16 protein-coding genes and 1 pseudogene are annotated in these 14,899 nt (G+C 69.8%); 6 read left to right on the top strand and 11 right to left on the bottom strand.

The genetic code is table 11. The features are described from left to right. Positions 1 to 140 precede the first annotated feature (140 nt). The 4 genes and pseudogenes from ABZU99_RS18630 to ABZU99_RS18615 form a co-directional block, all read right to left on the bottom strand. Positions 141 to 1,619 carry a DEAD/DEAH box helicase gene (locus tag ABZU99_RS18630; protein ID WP_355945747.1) on the bottom strand — a complete coding sequence of 493 codons (1,479 nt, stop codon included), beginning with the start codon at positions 1,617 to 1,619 and terminating at the stop codon, positions 141 to 143. A gap of 162 nt (positions 1,620 to 1,781) precedes the next feature. Then, positions 1,782 to 1,985, bottom strand: coding sequence for a cold-shock protein (locus ABZU99_RS18625; RefSeq protein WP_355945744.1), 204 nt, complete (start codon positions 1,983 to 1,985; stop codon positions 1,782 to 1,784). A 497-nt stretch (positions 1,986 to 2,482) separates the two neighbouring features. Beyond that, positions 2,483 to 2,578, bottom strand: a pseudogene (locus ABZU99_RS18620) (IS630 family transposase); the annotation flags it as partial. Between the two features lie 90 nt (positions 2,579 to 2,668). Next, on the bottom strand, positions 2,669 to 3,283 hold the full coding sequence (locus ABZU99_RS18615; protein WP_355945742.1) for a TetR family transcriptional regulator: 615 nt from the start codon (positions 3,281 to 3,283) through the stop codon (positions 2,669 to 2,671). Between the two features lie 315 nt (positions 3,284 to 3,598). Here ABZU99_RS18615 and ABZU99_RS18610 point away from each other — a divergent pair, with 315 nt between their 5' ends. Next, positions 3,599 to 4,732, top strand: coding sequence for an NAD(P)/FAD-dependent oxidoreductase (locus ABZU99_RS18610; RefSeq protein ID WP_356049314.1), 1,134 nt, complete (start codon positions 3,599 to 3,601; stop codon positions 4,730 to 4,732). 242 nt (positions 4,733 to 4,974) lie between these two features. Here the strand turns inward: ABZU99_RS18610 and ABZU99_RS18605 are convergent, their stop codons facing one another. From ABZU99_RS18605 to ABZU99_RS18585, 5 genes are all read right to left on the bottom strand, one after another. Beyond that, a complete protein-coding gene (locus ABZU99_RS18605) occupies positions 4,975 to 5,397 on the bottom strand; it encodes a YjbQ family protein (RefSeq protein WP_355945738.1) in 423 nt (140 codons plus the stop codon). 147 nt (positions 5,398 to 5,544) lie between these two features. Next, positions 5,545 to 5,847: a hypothetical protein gene (locus ABZU99_RS18600; RefSeq protein WP_356049312.1), complete on the bottom strand. Its 303-nt coding sequence runs from the start codon at positions 5,845 to 5,847 to the stop codon at positions 5,545 to 5,547. Next, on the bottom strand, positions 5,844 to 6,701 hold the full coding sequence (locus tag ABZU99_RS18595) for a hypothetical protein (protein WP_356049310.1): 858 nt from the start codon (positions 6,699 to 6,701) through the stop codon (positions 5,844 to 5,846). The genes ABZU99_RS18600 and ABZU99_RS18595 overlap by 4 nt, the downstream gene beginning before the upstream one ends. 178 nt (positions 6,702 to 6,879) lie before the next feature. After that, the gene (locus tag ABZU99_RS18590; RefSeq protein WP_356049308.1) at positions 6,880 to 7,092 is read right to left on the bottom strand and encodes a DUF397 domain-containing protein; all 213 of its coding nucleotides are present in this window, start codon (positions 7,090 to 7,092) and stop codon (positions 6,880 to 6,882) included. 1 nt (position 7,093) lies between these two features. Next, entirely contained in the window at positions 7,094 to 7,924 is an 831-nt protein-coding gene (locus tag ABZU99_RS18585) for a helix-turn-helix transcriptional regulator (protein ID WP_356049306.1), read from the bottom strand. A 255-nt stretch (positions 7,925 to 8,179) separates the two neighbouring features. Here ABZU99_RS18585 and ABZU99_RS18580 point away from each other — a divergent pair, with 255 nt between their 5' ends. Next, positions 8,180 to 8,491 (top strand): hypothetical protein, encoded by a 312-nt coding sequence (locus ABZU99_RS18580; protein WP_355945724.1) that lies wholly within the window; start codon positions 8,180 to 8,182, stop codon positions 8,489 to 8,491. A 7-nt stretch (positions 8,492 to 8,498) separates the two neighbouring features. Next, positions 8,499 to 9,611, top strand: a complete 1,113-nt coding sequence (locus ABZU99_RS18575) for an NAD(P)-binding domain-containing protein (RefSeq protein WP_356049304.1) — start codon at positions 8,499 to 8,501, stop codon at positions 9,609 to 9,611. An 85-nt stretch (positions 9,612 to 9,696) separates the two neighbouring features. Here the strand turns inward: ABZU99_RS18575 and ABZU99_RS18570 are convergent, their stop codons facing one another. After that, positions 9,697 to 10,734: a LacI family DNA-binding transcriptional regulator gene (locus tag ABZU99_RS18570; RefSeq protein WP_356049374.1), complete on the bottom strand. Its 1,038-nt coding sequence runs from the start codon at positions 10,732 to 10,734 to the stop codon at positions 9,697 to 9,699. A 126-nt stretch (positions 10,735 to 10,860) separates the two neighbouring features. Continuing rightward, positions 10,861 to 11,625 (bottom strand): sulfite exporter TauE/SafE family protein, encoded by a 765-nt coding sequence (locus tag ABZU99_RS18565; RefSeq protein ID WP_356049302.1) that lies wholly within the window; start codon positions 11,623 to 11,625, stop codon positions 10,861 to 10,863. A 236-nt stretch (positions 11,626 to 11,861) separates the two neighbouring features. Between ABZU99_RS18565 and ABZU99_RS18560 the strand changes: the two genes are divergently transcribed. From ABZU99_RS18560 to ABZU99_RS18550, 3 genes are read left to right on the top strand one after another with little or no spacing between them, the layout of a single operon-like run. Beyond that, on the top strand, positions 11,862 to 12,614 hold the full coding sequence (locus ABZU99_RS18560) for a (Fe-S)-binding protein (RefSeq protein WP_356049300.1): 753 nt from the start codon (positions 11,862 to 11,864) through the stop codon (positions 12,612 to 12,614). Positions 12,615 to 12,667: 53 nt separating this feature from the next. Next, positions 12,668 to 14,149: a lactate utilization protein B gene (locus ABZU99_RS18555; protein ID WP_356049372.1), complete on the top strand. Its 1,482-nt coding sequence runs from the start codon at positions 12,668 to 12,670 to the stop codon at positions 14,147 to 14,149. Between the two features lie 32 nt (positions 14,150 to 14,181). After that, positions 14,182 to 14,808 (top strand): LUD domain-containing protein, encoded by a 627-nt coding sequence (locus ABZU99_RS18550; protein WP_356049370.1) that lies wholly within the window; start codon positions 14,182 to 14,184, stop codon positions 14,806 to 14,808. Positions 14,809 to 14,899: the final 91 nt, after the last annotated feature.

The following is a 14,899-nucleotide window of genomic DNA, read 5'->3' as shown; positions in this document are numbered from 1 at the left end:
TCTCCGAGGCCGAACAGCGTGCCGACGAGGCTCAGCGGTTCGGGGCGCCGGTGCGGAGGCACCGACCCCGGGTGCCGGCTGGCCCCGTAGCGCTGATCGCCCGTGGCGTCCCCGGCAGCATGACCGGGGACGCTGCTCGGTCACGAAGCGCGACGGACCCGTGCGGCCTTGCGGGCCTCGGCCATCTGCCGGGCCTCGGCGGACCGGCGGGACTCACCACCGGAGCGGCCGGGCTGCCCCCTGCGGGTGCCCCGGCCGCGGAACGGGGCGCTCTCGCGCCTGGGGCGCTCCGCGACCGGCGCGCTGACGCTGATGGGGACGCCGGAGGGGGCCTTGGCGCCGGTGATACGGCTCAGTTCGGCCTCGCCGGAGCGGACCTGGGTGATCTGCGGGGCGATGCCGGCGTCTGCCATGAGGCGCGCCATCTCGCGGCGCTGACCCGGCAGAACCAGGGTGACGACGCTGCCGGACTCGCCGGCGCGGGCGGTGCGGCCGCCCCGGTGGAGATAGTCCTTGTGGTCGCTGGGCGGGTCGACGTTGACCACCAGGTCGAGATTGTCGACATGAATGCCGCGGGCCGCGACGTTGGTGGCCACCAGCACCGTGACATCACCGGTCTTGAACTGGGCCAGGGTGCGGGTGCGCTGGGGCTGGGACTTGCCGCCGTGCAGCGCGGCGGCGCGTACGCCGCTGTTCAGCAGGTGCTTGGTGAGCTGGTTCACGGCGTGCTTGGTGTCCAGGAACATGATCACCCGGCCGTCGCGGGCGGCGATCTCGGTGGTGGTGGCGTACTTATCAGCGGCATGTACGTGCAGTATGTGGTGCTCCATCGTGGTGACCGCGCCCGCCGAGGGGTCGACCGAGTGGACCACCGGGTCGTGGAGGTAGCGACGGACCAGGAGATCGACGTTGCGGTCCAGGGTGGCCGAGAACAGCATCCGCTGGCCGTCGGGGCGTACCTGGTCGAGCAGTTCGGTGACCTGGGGCATGAAACCCATGTCGGCCATCTGGTCAGCCTCGTCCAAGACGATGATGTTCACCCGGTCCAGGCGGCAGTCCTTGCGCTCGATGAGGTCCTTGAGGCGGCCCGGAGTCGCGACGAGCACCTCGGCCCCGGCGCGGAGCGCACCGGCTTGCCTGCCGATCGACATGCCGCCGACCACGGTGGCCAGCCGCAGCTTCAGCGACCGGGCGTACGGGGTGAGCGCGTCGGTGACCTGCTGGGCCAGCTCACGGGTGGGAACGAGGATCAGGGCCAGCGGCTGCCGGGGCTCGGCGCGCTGTCCAGCGGTGCGCGCCAGCAGCGCCAGGCCGAAGGCGAGCGTCTTTCCCGATCCGGTGCGACCGCGGCCCAGGACGTCCCGGCCGGCAAGGGCATTCGGCAGCGTGGCCGCCTGGATGGGGAACGGCTTGTTCATACCAAGGCTGGTGAGCACCTTCAGCAACTCGACCGGCATGTCGAGTTCGCCAAAGGTCGCAGCCGCAGGGAGGGCGGGCGTAATGGTGGCCGGCAGTGCGAACTCGCCCTGCGATCGGAAGCGGGTGCCCCGGCCGGAACCGGAAGAGCCACCCTTACGGGAGTGGGAGTAGCGGCCGTTCGTGCGAGCTGAGCGGCTCATGGAGAACCTTCCTCGATATGGCACGTATCGAGGAATTCTCGGCAGGAACGATCCGAATGAATTGCAAGAACGAGCCGGATAAAAATAAAAAATAGTCCTGTGGACAGCAACGAGCTGGGGCCCGCACCGGTGCGGGCCCCAGCTGCGTCGTACGTTTCGGCGTCAGGCGGGAACGACGTTCTCCGCCTGCGGGCCCTTCTGGCCCTGCGTGACGTCGAAGCTCACCTTCTGACCTTCCTGCAGCTCACGGAAGCCCTGAGTGGCGATGTTCGAGTAGTGGACGAAGACGTCGGGGCCGCCACCATCCTGCTCGATAAAGCCGAAGCCCTTTTCTGCGTTGAACCACTTAACGGTGCCAGTAGCCATGTCACATCTCCTTCGGGGCAGTGCCCCGGGGCCGCCCTGTGCGAACCCCCGCGTCGCCGGGGTGATTGCCCTGCCCGGAGAAACAGCACCGGAAATAGAAAAGCGCCCGACGACATAAAGCCGTCAAAGGCACTTGAAGTCTACGGGAACCACAACTGCGACTAATTCAATCGTAGCACGGCCCCCTGCTGCGGCGCGGGAACGAGTGTCCCGTGACCGAGGAGCCGACGGCCCGTACCAGCTGGGCGATGATACCGTACGGAAAGTTTTCGCGACATTCACACGGAACCCTCCCCAAACGCCTTCCAAGCGCTTGACCGCAGAGGCTCCTCTCATTTTCGCACACGCGGCTGCACCGGTCGACGGGACCCCAACGCGCCCGTTCACCTGCCGCGAAACGGCCCTCAGCTCCTTCAGGGCGGCCACCCCAGGACGATCTTGGTCAGCCCAGGAAGCTCAGCCGCACCTGGCGGTCGGGGTTGTCCTTGTTCGTGTCGCAGTTGCACGGTGGTCAGCCAGTCGTGTGCCGCCGCGTAGTCGCGCATCCCGGCCGCCCGGTGGGTGTTGAGGTTGTCCCGGATCAGCACGATGGGAGCCATCCGGCGACGGCACCCTGCTCAAGGCCGCCTGATCAGCATGAACCGACGGTCACTGTGCTGCCCGGTGGGGCGCGGGACCCCTGTTCATCGGCCGGCGGTGAGGGCAGGCCAGCCGTTTTCCAGGAGGTCGAAGGCGCGGGTGATGGCCTGGCGGGGGTCGTCGTGTCCGCGGGCCGCGCGGGGGGCTTCGAGGGCGAAATGGGCCAGCGCGGTGCAGACGGGGTCGTCCTCGGGCAGGCCGCTGTCCTCCGCGATGGCCTGAGCCAGCGCGTCGGTGTGCCGCAGCCACATGGCCTGGGCGTAGTCGCGTAGGGCCGGAGTGGTGTTCACCAGGTCGAAGAAGGCGGTGAAGCGGGCGTCGCTGTCGGCGGCGGCCATGCGGTGGCGCAGTGCGTGCTCGCACAGGGCCGCGGGGATCGACTGGCCCTCGGGGCGCTGCCGCACGGCGGAGAGCAGCCCGGCCTCGTGGTCGGTCTCCTCGTCGAAGACCAGGGCCTCCTTGACCGGGAAGTGCTTGAACAGAGTGGTGGTCGACACGTCGGCGGCATCGGCGATCTCGCGGATCCCCACGTCGTCGTACCCACGCTCCAGGAACAGGCGCAGCGCGGCGTCGGCGATGGCCTGACGGGTGGCGGCCTTCTTGCGCTCGCGGCGCCCCATCGGTGCCGCCGGGACGGGGGAGGTGTCTGTCTCGGCCATACCCAGAGCCTACCCTTCGGTTGCGCAACTTCAAAAGTGCAACAGTTGCACTTAATGAGCTGGCGTGCTCTTCTGGAGTAGCGGCCCGAGGGGCCACCGCCCCCGCCCCGCCCCTCTTCGTCTCATCCCCCCGCGTCCCTCATCCCCTCATGCATGCCCAAAAGGAGTGATCAGCCATGTCAACGACTGCATCAAGAAGGCCGGCCCGCCCGCACCCGCCGCCGTCACCGAGAAGTCCCCCGCCACCACGGCCGTCTGACACCGCCACCCACGCACGCCGGCACGACGCCGCGCGACATGAACGGAGCACCCACCATGAACACCACGCCCACGCCCCGCATCGCGATCATCGGCGCCGGCCCCGGCGGCCTGACCTGCGCCCGCATCCTGCAGCAGCACGGCATCTCCGCCACCGTCTACGACCACGAGAGCGGCCCCGAGGCCCGTGACCAGGGCGGCACCCTCGACCTGCACGAGGACAACGGCCAGATCGCCCTTCGCGAGGCCGGACTGCTGGAGGAGTTCTTCCAGCTGTCCCGCCCCGAGGGGCAGGAGATGCGTCAGCTGGACCCGGCCGCGAACATCGTCTTCCACCACACCCCCGAGGAGGGCGAACGCCTCAAGCCGGAGATCGACCGCGGCCGGCTGCGCGAGCTCCTCCTGGGCTCGCTCAAGCCCGGCACGATGCGCTGGGGCCACACCCTTCGGTCCGTCGAAGGCCCCGCGGAGGGACCCCGGCAGTTGTGCTTCGCCGACGGCAGCACGATCGAGGCCGACCTCGTCATCGGCGCCGACGGCGCCTGGTCCAAGGTGCGCTGCGCCCTCTCCCCGGCCACCCCTCAGTACAGCGGCGTCAGCTTCCTCGAAGCCTGGTTCCACGACGTCGCCAGCCAGCACCCCGACATCGCCGAGCTCGTCGGCCAGGGCGGCGCCGCCGCGGCCGACGGCGACCGCGGCCTGTTCGCCCAGCGCAACAGCGGCGACCACATCCGCGTCTACGTCATCCAGCGCGTCCCCGCCGACTGGATCACCGCGAGCGGCCTGACCATCGAGGACACCGACGGCATCCGCGCCCTCCTCCTGGACCGGTACCGCGACTGGTCACCCCGCCTGCGCCGACTGCTCACCGACAACGACGGCCACTACGTCGACCGCCCGATCCACGCCCTGCCCGTCCCCCACACCTGGGAGCACAACCCCACGGTGACCCTGCTGGGCGACGCGGCCCACCTCATGCCCCCGCTCGGCGTCGGCGTCAACCTCGCCATGCTGGACGCCTGCGAACTCGCCCTCGCCCTCGCGAACAGCGACACCGTCGACGACGCGATCCACGCGTACGAGAAGACCATGCTGCCCCGCTCCAACGAGATGCAGCAGCTCCTCGACAACGGCGCCGAAGAGCTGCTGTCCACCGAACTGCCCGACTTCGCCACCGAAGAAGAACACTGACCACCGCAACATCATTCGGCGCCAAGGACTCCGCCGTCAGCACGTCCTCCCGCTGCCCCTCCGGCGAAGTCGTCGCCGCCTTTACCCGGGACAGCCGGCGCACTCCGAGCAGGCACTTTCAGCAGCCGTCCTACGGCCGCTCGATCTCGTCCGTAGTGGTACCGCGCATCTTTCTCCCGTTTCGACGCCAGAGCGTAAGGAGAATCGGCGGCCGCACCCAGGACGATCTTGGTCGCCCTGGGTCAACCCAGGAAGCTCAGCCGCACCTGGCGGTCGGGGTTGTCCTTGTTGGTGTCGACGAGACAGACCGACTGCCACGTACCCAGGGCGAGCCTCCCGCCGATGACCGGGAGCGTGGCGTGCGGGGGGACGAGGGCCGGGAGGACGTGGTCGCGGCCGTGGCCGGGGCTGCCGTGGCGGTGGCGCCAGCGGTCGTCGGCGGGGAGGAGGTCGTGGAGGGCGGAGAGGAGGTCGGCGTCGCTGCCGGCGCCGGTCTCCAGGATCGCGATGCCGGCCGTCGCATGGGGGACGAACACATTGAGCAGGCCGTCGCCGCCGTCCGCCACCTCCCGCAGATACCCCTCGCAGTCGGCGGTGAGGTCCGCGACGGTCTCCGTGGAGCCGGTGGTGATGGTAAGGGTCTGGGTCCGGAAAGTCGTGGTCATGGATCCATCCTCGTACGCCACTGTGCAAAACTCCCGCAACAAAGGTCCGAGTGGCAAGACGGCCGTCGACCGTTTCCGGATTCCGTCGTTACGTCCAACATCTCCGACTACATGGACACCCGCTTCAACGGCCACCTGGCGTCCGGCTCAGGCGCATGGACCGCTCTGGACGCCGGAGGGCACGCGCTCGAAGCCCTCGGCCCACTCGTCGCTGTCCAGCGTGTACTTGTCGATGACGAAACACTCCGGCTCGTCGGCGAAGCCCGGCAGGAGCCGTGCTCGGCGCATACGGCCTTCGGCTTTCTCCCGGCAGGAGTAGACACCGAGCAGCTTGGCGTCGTCGCCGTCCCGCTCGGCGATGTGGACACTCTCGCCGTCGACGTGCAGAGCGGTGCGGCCCTCACCCGCCTCGTTGTGGTGTCCGATGTGCCACAGCAGATAGACCGTCACCGCCGCAGGCTACCCGAGCCACCGGTCGCCGACCGTGCGTTGGACATCATCGTGGCCAGGTCACGGCGTACGGCGTCGTACTCGGCCTTGTGGGCCGTGATGTCGGCTCGCTGCCGCTCGGCGAGGACGGCCGACCACACGCCGACGGTGTCGTGCTCGCGCTTGCACTCGATGTCGGCGACGGCCGTGCCCAGTTCGCGCTTCGTACGGGTGGTGTTGCCGTTCTGCCCGCGGCCCCACGCCTTGTCCCGGAAGGCTTCTTCGGGGGTCTGGTAACGCTTGAACCCCTTGTCCACCACACACTGCGCCCATGATTTCAGGGCCCGCCGCACCCGCGGGTCCTTCTTCGCCGCCTTCTCCAGGTGCTGTTCACGCCCGGAGGGGTACGTCCACATGTGGGTGGGGTTCTTGACGCCCTTCAGCAGCCGCCGATCCGCCTCCCCCGAGCAGCCGCCCTTCAGGCCCTCCCGTCTCTGCTGGCCGTACAGTACGGCGAACTCCTCATTCGTCATCGCCCGCCCGTCCGGCTCCCACTTGGCCTGCCTCTTCGGGTCCCAGCCGTACCCCCACCGGCGGGCGTGGTCGAGGTCGAGCTGGCCGTACGGGGTCGACATCGCCACCGCCACCAGGTTCAGCCGCCTCGCGCCACTGTCCGGGCTCTTCGGGTGGAGCGGGAAGTCATCGAAGCCTCGGCGCACCATGCACCGCTGAGCCAGCCGGTCCTTCGCCTCGCCGTACCGCTTGTAGTCGCTGTCGAACCGATACCGGTCCATCGGCAGCCGCGGTGCCTCCTTCGACGACACGCCGTCCGCGCCCCCGGACCCGCTCCCCTCCCCGCACCCTGTCATCGCCATGACCAGCAGCGGAACGGCCAACCATGGCCCGCGCTTCGACATCGTCAAGGCCCTCCCCGTGAATCCGTGCCAAGTCGTTGGACCCTACCGTTCGGGTCCGACACGACAGCGACGCGCCCACCCCCATGCGTCGCAGGCGCGAGCCGGTGCCCGCGCCTGGTCGCAGGTCATCAGACCGTCAGCCCCTGCGGACCTCGGTGATGAACTCGGCCCAGGCCACGGCCGGGACGACCAGGGCGGGCCCTGCCTTGTCCTTGGAGTCGCGGATGCCGACCTGGGCGGTGTCGGTGAGGTGGGCGATCTCGACGCACGCAGTGCCCTCATTCTGGCTGTACGACGACTTGAACCAGGCGCCCTCCGGGGCGACATCCGATGCTATGCGGTAGGTCATCTCACATCTCTCGTGCTAGTCGTTGCAGGAATGCCGGTGTCTCGCCGGGAGCGAGAGCACCTGCCCGCAAGGCCTCAAACCTGCGGGAGAAGGACCAGATGGTGGTGTCCCTGTCGCTGATGTCGGACCCGTCGGCCCTGTCGATCTGAACGACCGTCGGCAACGGGGAGCCGAACTCCATCAGGCCAAAGTTGGAGGCAGACCGGTAGGTGGCCGTGGCCATCGGGAGGATCTGGACCGTCACATTGTCGAGTTGGGAGAGGGTCAGGATCTCCTCGTACTGTTCGCGCATCACCTCAGGTCCGCCGACCACCCGCCTCAGAGCGGCCTCATCCTGAATGGCCCATAGCTCCAGCGGGCTATCCCTGCGACTCAGGGCTCTCTTGCGCTCCATACGGATCTGGGTGTGGCGCTCGACGAACTCGGTCGTCGTCTCGTGGACCGGTTTGGCGGTCAGGAACATCTCGCGCGCGTAGCGCTCGGTCTGCAACAGCCCCAGCACCACGTTCGGCTGCCACGCACGGACGCTTCGGGCACCACTTTCCAGGCCGATGAACATCCCCATTCCGGACGGCAGGACCCCGCGATAGACGGACCACCAGCCACGGTTGAGCGAATCCCGGTGGATCTCGATCAGGAAGTCCACGTCCTCCTCGTCCTCAACCCCGTAGCGATCCAGCAGCGTCCGCAGCTCTGCAGCGGACTTGAGACCGGTCAGCCCGTTCTCCACCCTGTGGAGCTTGGAGGGGGAGAACGTCAACCCGTCCACCGCCTCCGCGAGGGTGAATCCGGCCTTGTCCCGTAACCGCTTGAGCTCCCAGCCGAGTTGCATCCGTCGGACTGTGGGCCCCGTTGGTGCTGCCACGAGTATGCCTCCCTGTCATGTGAGCCTGCCATGCCGTCGTGCGAGTTCCGAGTCTGGTACCCAGACCCCTTCTTGTGACGACATCAGTGCACTCGGTCGCATTTGCCATCTCAAGCGAGATTTTCAATCGCTCTTGCACGTCAAGTCCCACACACCCAAAGCTGTTTCCGCCACTGCTTCGTCATGTGCGGTAGCCGAACCTTGGAACGCTTTGGAGCCCCCATGCCTTCACCACGCCCCCGCCTCCTGCCCTGGCCCGGAGAGAACGGGAAGCCGTGCTACCTCGTCACGGACGACACCGCCGACAGCTTCATTTCGAGGCTGGCCGACGAGATGGAGACCGTGCAGCTACGCACCGGCGCCGACATTCTCGGGAACGCGCGCCCCTTACTCGGCGATCACCAGGCGAACGCCCGCGAGCTGCGCTTCGTGGGCCACCGCCTCGCCGAGGCGCTGCATGACGCGCTACGGGTGGCCGAGAGCCGTGGCATGCGGCTGGCGGACCGGGAAGACCCCGCGCCGGAGCAGGGTTAGTAGAAGCATGAACAACGTAGACGTCGTGGTCGTGGGCGCCGGACAGGCGGGCCTGTCCAGCGCCTACCACCTGCGACGGGCCGGTTGCGAGCCCGGGACCGGCTTCGTGGTGCTCGACCACTCGCCCGCGCCCGGCGGCGCGTGGCAGTTCCGGTGGCCGTCGCTGACGTACGGCAAGGTGCACGGCATGTATGACCTGCCGGGGATGCCGCTCACTGAGGGCGAGGCCGCGCCCGAGCGGCCATCCTCGGAGGTCATCGGCGCGTACTTCGCACGCTACGAGCGCGCCTTCGACCTCCGGGTCATCCGCCCCGTCCACGTCACCGCCGTACGCGAGGACGACGGCGGGCGGCTGCTGGTCGAGACCTCGGCCGGGGTGTGGTCCACCCGGGCGCTGATCAACGCGACCGGGACCTGGGACCGCCCGTTCTGGCCGCGCTATCCCGGCCAGGAGACCTTCCGGGGCCATCAGCTGCACACCTCCCAGTACCCGGGGCCCGAGGCGTTCGCCGGTCGGCGGGTGGTCGTGGTCGGGGGCGGAACCTCCGGCGTACAGCATCTGCTGGAGATCGCCGAGGTGGCGGCGGAGACGACGTGGGTGACGCGGCGGCCCCCGGTCTTCCGGGAGGGGCCGTTCGGCGAGGACCAGGGGCGGGCGGCCGTCGCGCTGGTCGAGCAGCGGGTACGGCGGGGGCTGCCGCCGCAGAGCGTGGTGTCCGTGACCGGGCTGCCCATGACCGAGGCGATGAAGCGCGCCCGCGAGAGGGGGGTACTGGACCGGCTGCCGATGTTCGACCGGATCACCCCGACCAGGGTGACCTGGGCCGACGGCCGCACCGTGGAGGCGGACACCATCCTGTGGGCCACCGGTTTCCGCGCCGCGATCGACCATCTGGCACCGCTGCGGCTGCGCGAGCCGGGCGGCGGGATCGCCGTCAAGGGGACCCGGGCCGTCCGGGATTCCCGGATCCATCTGGTCGGCTACGGTCCATCGGCGTCCACGGTCGGCGCCAACCGCGCCGGGCGGGCCGCCGTACGGGAGATCACGGCGCTGCTCGGCCGACGCACGGACCCGGGGGCGGCACCGGCGGGGCTGCGCGCCGATGCCGTCCGCGCCTAGACCCAATGCCGGTGACTGTGCAGGCTTCCAAGGCATGCCGATCGGGGGCATCGCTTCAGGTCAGCGCCTCGCAAGCCCTATTAAGTCACCGGCATCGCGCCTGGACCGCATTCGGCTTCGCCACGAACGACGAGTCCCGTACGACCAGTTCCGGCCGGAAGACGATCCGGCGGTGCTGATGGCCCTCCGCCTCCTCGCCGGTCTCCTCGATCAGCAGCTCCGCCGCCGTACGCCCCATCCGGAACGCCGGCTGGCGCACCGACGTGAGAGGCACCGCCGCGGCCGCGGCGAACTCGATGTCGTCGTACCCCACCAGCGCCACGTCCCCCGGCACCGATACCCCCGCCGCGAAGAGCGCCTGGAGCACCCCCAGCGCCAGCAAGTCGTTCGCGCAGAACACCGCCGTCGGCCGCGGCGACATGCCCAGCAGCCGCGCCCCCGCGCCCCGGCCCGAGGCCACATCCAGCCGCTTGGCCTCGATGTGCAGCAGCGCCTCCGGCGGCAGGCCCTCCTCGGCGAGCGCGGCGAGCACCCCGGCGCGCCGGTCCTGGCACTGCGGGAGCTGCATCGGGCCACTGACGTAGACGAGGGAACGGTGGCCCTGGGCGAGCAGATGGCGGCCCGCGAGCGCCCCGCCCTCGACGTCGTCGACCGAGACCGAACACCCTTCCTCGCTGGGCACCTCGCGGTCGACGAAGACGAAGGGGATGTCATGGCGCCGGAAATTCCGCAGGTTGGCCCCGTCGGCGTCGGCCGGGGTCACCAGCACGCCGCGCACCCGGTGCTCGGCGAAGAGCGCGAGATAGGCGGCCTCTTCCTCCACGCTCTGGGCGCTGTTGCACACGATCACGCCGAGATCCACCTCGCGTGCCGCGCGCTCGGCACCGCTCGCCACATCGACGAAGAAGGGGTTCGCCATGTCGAGGACCAGCAGCGAGATGATCCGGCTGCGCCCCGCCCGCAGTTGACGCGCCGACTCGCTGCGTACATAGCCGAGGCGTTCGATGGCGGCCTGCACCCGGTCACGGGTCCCCTCGGCGACCATCTCCGGCCGGTTGATCACGTTCGAGACCGTGCCGACGGACACTCCGGCCTGCCGCGCGACGTCCTTGATCCCCACCATGCGTCCCACGACCCCGACCGCCCGCCTTCCCGCGACCTGCGGCGGTCGCGGGACCATGCTAGGTGTTACCCGGAGAAACCTCCCCTAGCCGGATTTGACCCGACCCGGTCCGGCCCGGGGCCGCGCTCAGCGCAACAGCAGTTGGAGTCCGCCGAGCACGGTCGCCGCGAGCACCAGCCGTTCGAAGAGCCGCTGGTTGATGCGGTCGACGCACAGCTTGCCGAGGAACGCGCCGGGTATCACGAGGAGGGCCAGGGTCGCGTCCAGCAGCAGGGAGTGCCAGTCGATCAGGCCGAGGCCGACGCTGAAGGGCACCTTGGAGACGTTCACGATCAGGAAGAACCACGCCGAGGTGCCCAGGAAGCCGAGCTTCCGGAACCCCGCGGAGAGCAGATACAGCGACATCACCGGACCGCCCGCGTTGGCGACCATGGTGGTGAACCCGCCGAGCACGCCGTACGAACCGGCCTTGGCCCGGCCGACGCCGGTGCCGGTGTTACTGCCGACGTTCGGCGCCGCATCCGCCCCCGCGCGCCGCCGCCACATCGTGACCGCGGCCATGAACAGCAGGATGCCCCCGATCGACCTGCGCACCGCGGCGTCGTCGGCCCACAGCATGAACACCGTCCCCGCGACCACCCCCACGGCGACCGCGGGAAACAGGCGCCACAGGGTTGCCCAATGGGCGTGCCGCCGGTAGGTGAGCACGGCGAGTACGTCACCGACGATGAGGAGCGGCAGCAGCACCCCTGTCGACTCACGGGCGGGCAGTACGGCCGCGAAGACGGCGAGGCTGATGGTATTGGCCCCGCTGACGGCGGTCTTCGAGAACCCGACGAGCAGGGAGGCCACCGCGAGCGCGGCCAGGCCCCAGAAGGTGATGGTGTCCATGGCGGGACACGATGCTATGTACATCTGCTGCGGCGGGATCGGGCGGGCCCCCGCACGACGGGGCCGGGCGGGTACGACCGGTGCGGTCACCGTAGGCTCTCCGAGCTGCGGACGCTCCTTCACAGCACCCACCCGCTGAGGCAGTATGAGCCCACAGGTGATCATTCAGCCTGGGACCGGGCAGCCGCCCGTCTGGAGGAGAGACCGTTGGAGGCCAAGGCGGACGAGGAGAAACCGTGCGGGTAGCGCTGTTCATCACCTGTGTCAACGACGCCCTCTACCCACGCACCGGCCAAGCCGTGGTCACGCTCCTCGAACGGCTGGGCGTCGAGGTCGGCTTCCCGGCCGAGCAGAGCTGCTGCGGCCAGCCGCAGTACAACACCGGCTACCGCCACCAGACCGAACCGCTCCTCCGCCGCTACGCCGCCGCCTTCCGCGACTACGACCACGTGGTGACCCCCTCGGGCTCGTGCGCCGCGATGGTGCGGGACAGCTACCCCCGCATCGGCGCGAAGGCGGCGGCCGAGGGCCGCGGCCAGGCGCTCGCCGAGGCTGCCGCCTCCGCCGTCCCCAAGACCTACGAACTCACGGAGTTCCTCACCGACGTCCTCAAGGTGACAGACGTCGGGGCGTACTACCCGCACACCGTGACGTATCACCCCACCTGCCATGGGCTGCGGATGCTGCGCCTGGGTGACCGCCCGCGCACGCTCCTGTCCGCCGTGCGGGGGCTGGACCTGGTGGAGTTGCCGGGGGCCGAGGAGTGCTGCGGCTTCGGCGGTACGTTCGCCGTCAAGAACGCGGCCGTATCGGCGGCGATGGGCGCGGACAAGGCGCGCAACATCACCGGGACCGGCGCCGAGGCCGTCTGTGCGATCGACAACTCCTGCCAGATGCAGATCGGCGGCATGCTCGCCCGCCGGGGCTCGACGGTCCGTCCCGTGCATATCGCCGAGATCCTGGCCAGCACGGAGGGGCACATCTGGTGACCGGAGCCAAGCAGGACAGGACGCAGCCCAACCCTCACCCCACTTACCTCGGCATGCCCGCCTTCCCCGAGGCGGCCAACGCCTCCACCCGGAACACCCAGCTCCGCGCCAACCTCCGCCACGCCACCCACACCATCCGCGCCAAGCGCGCCGCCGCCGTGGCCGAACTGGACGACTGGGCACGGCTGCGCGCTGCGGGTGCTGCGATCAAGGACCGTACGCTGCGCCATCTCGACCACTATCTGGAGCGGCTGGAGACCGCGGTCACGGCGGCCGGCGGCCGGGTGCACTGGGCGGCGGACGCGGCGGAGGCGAACCGCATCGTCACCGAGTTGGTACGGGCGACGGGCGAACGCGAGGTCGTCAAGGTCAAGTCGATGGCGACGCAGGAGATCGGCCTGAACGACGCGCTCGCCACGGCGGGCATCACGGCATACGAGACCGACCTCGCCGAGCTGATCGTGCAGCTCGGTGACGATCTCCCCTCCCACATACTGGTCCCGGCGATCCACCGCAACCGCGGCGAGATCCGGGACATCTTCATCGAGAAGATGGCCCAGTGGGGCCGCCCGGCCCCGGACGGGCTCACCGACGCCCCCGCCGATCTGGCGGAGGCCGCCCGTCTCCACCTCCGTGAGAAGTTCCTGAACGCCAAGGTGGGGATCTCGGGGGCGAACTTCATGGTGGCGGAGACGGGCACGCTGGTCGTGGTCGAGTCGGAGGGCAACGGCCGGATGTGTCTGACCCTCCCCGAGACGCTGATCTCGGTCGTCGGCATCGAGAAGGTGGTGCCCACGTTCCAGGACCTGGAGGTCTTCCTTCAGCTGCTCCCCCGCTCCTCGACCGCCGAGCGGATGAATCCGTACACCTCCACCTGGACCGGCATCACGGACGAGGACGGCCCCCGCACCTTCCACCTGGTCCTTCTCGACAACGGCCGCACGGACGCGCTCGCCGACACCGTGGGCCGGCAGGCGCTGCGCTGCATCCGCTGCTCGGCGTGTCTCAATGTCTGCCCGGTGTACGAGCGCGCGGGCGGGCATGCGTACGGCTCGGCGTATCCGGGGCCTATCGGCGCCATCCTCACCCCACAGCTGCGCGGCACGCAGAGCGAGCTCGACGCGTCTCTCCCGTACGCGTCGTCGCTCTGCGGCGCCTGCTACGAGGTGTGTCCGGTGGCCATCGACATCCCGGAGGTCCTGGTCCATCTGCGCGAACGCGTGGTCGAGGGCGGCCCCGTCTCCCTCCGTGGCACCCGCACCGTGATCAAACCCGCCAAGGGCCACGCCGCCGAGCGCGCGGCGATGCGGGCGGCCCGCTGGACGCTGGACCATCCACGGGTGCTGCGCATGGGGCAGCGGCTCGCCTCCCGCACCCGGCGCTTCCATCCGCGCCGGCTGCCCGGCCCGGGGCGGGCGTGGAGCGACACCCGGGAGCTGCCGAAGATGCCGGAGGAGTCGTTCCGCGACTGGTGGCAGCGCACCCGGGAGACAACGGAAACCACCGACCGCACCGAGGGAAGGAAGCACCCTTGACCTCCCCACCCCTCGGCTCCCGATCCGTCGTCATGGCCCGCGTCCGCCGCGCGCTGGCCGACGTCCCGCGCGCCGAAACCCCCGCCGAGGTCCCGGTCGAGCGCACGTACCACCGGGCCCACGGCGACCGCACCACCGCCGAAACCGTCGGCCTCCTCGCGGAGAACCTGGCCGACTACCGCGCGATCGTCCACCGCACCGACGCCTCGGCCATGCCCGCCCTGATCGCCCGGCTCCTCACCGACCGGGGCGCGACCAGCGCGGTCGTGCCGCCCGGCCTCCCCGCGGCCTGGCTCTCGGCCGCCGGATCCGTACGCCAGGTCCCGGACACGGCGGAGCTGACGCCTCATGACCTCGACGCGGTGTCCAGCGTGGTGACGGCCTGCGCCGTGGCCATCGCCGAGACCGGCACGGTTGTCCTGGACGCCTCCGCCGGCCAGGGCCGACGCCGTATCACCCTGGTGCCCGACCACCACATCTGCGTCATCCGGGTGCCGTCCCAGGTCGTCGACTCAGTGCCGCAGGCCCTTGAACGCCTCGATCCGACCCGCCCGCAGACCTGGATCTCCGGACCGTCGGCGACCAGCGATATCGAACTGGACCGGGTGGAGGGCGTGCACGGCCCCCGCACCCTGGAGGTCGTCCTCGTCGAGGACTAGTGCCGCGTCAGCCAAGGTTCACCCCGCTCGCCGCCCTGGCACGGCCATCTGCGGCGTTGCCGAATCGACCGAGTAGGCCCACTACGAGGCC

The organism is Streptomyces sp. NPDC005266 (genome assembly GCF_040607655.1).
Taxonomy (GTDB): Bacteria; Actinomycetota; Actinomycetes; order Streptomycetales; family Streptomycetaceae; genus Streptomyces.
This window is presented reverse-complemented; position numbering and strand designations above follow the sequence as displayed.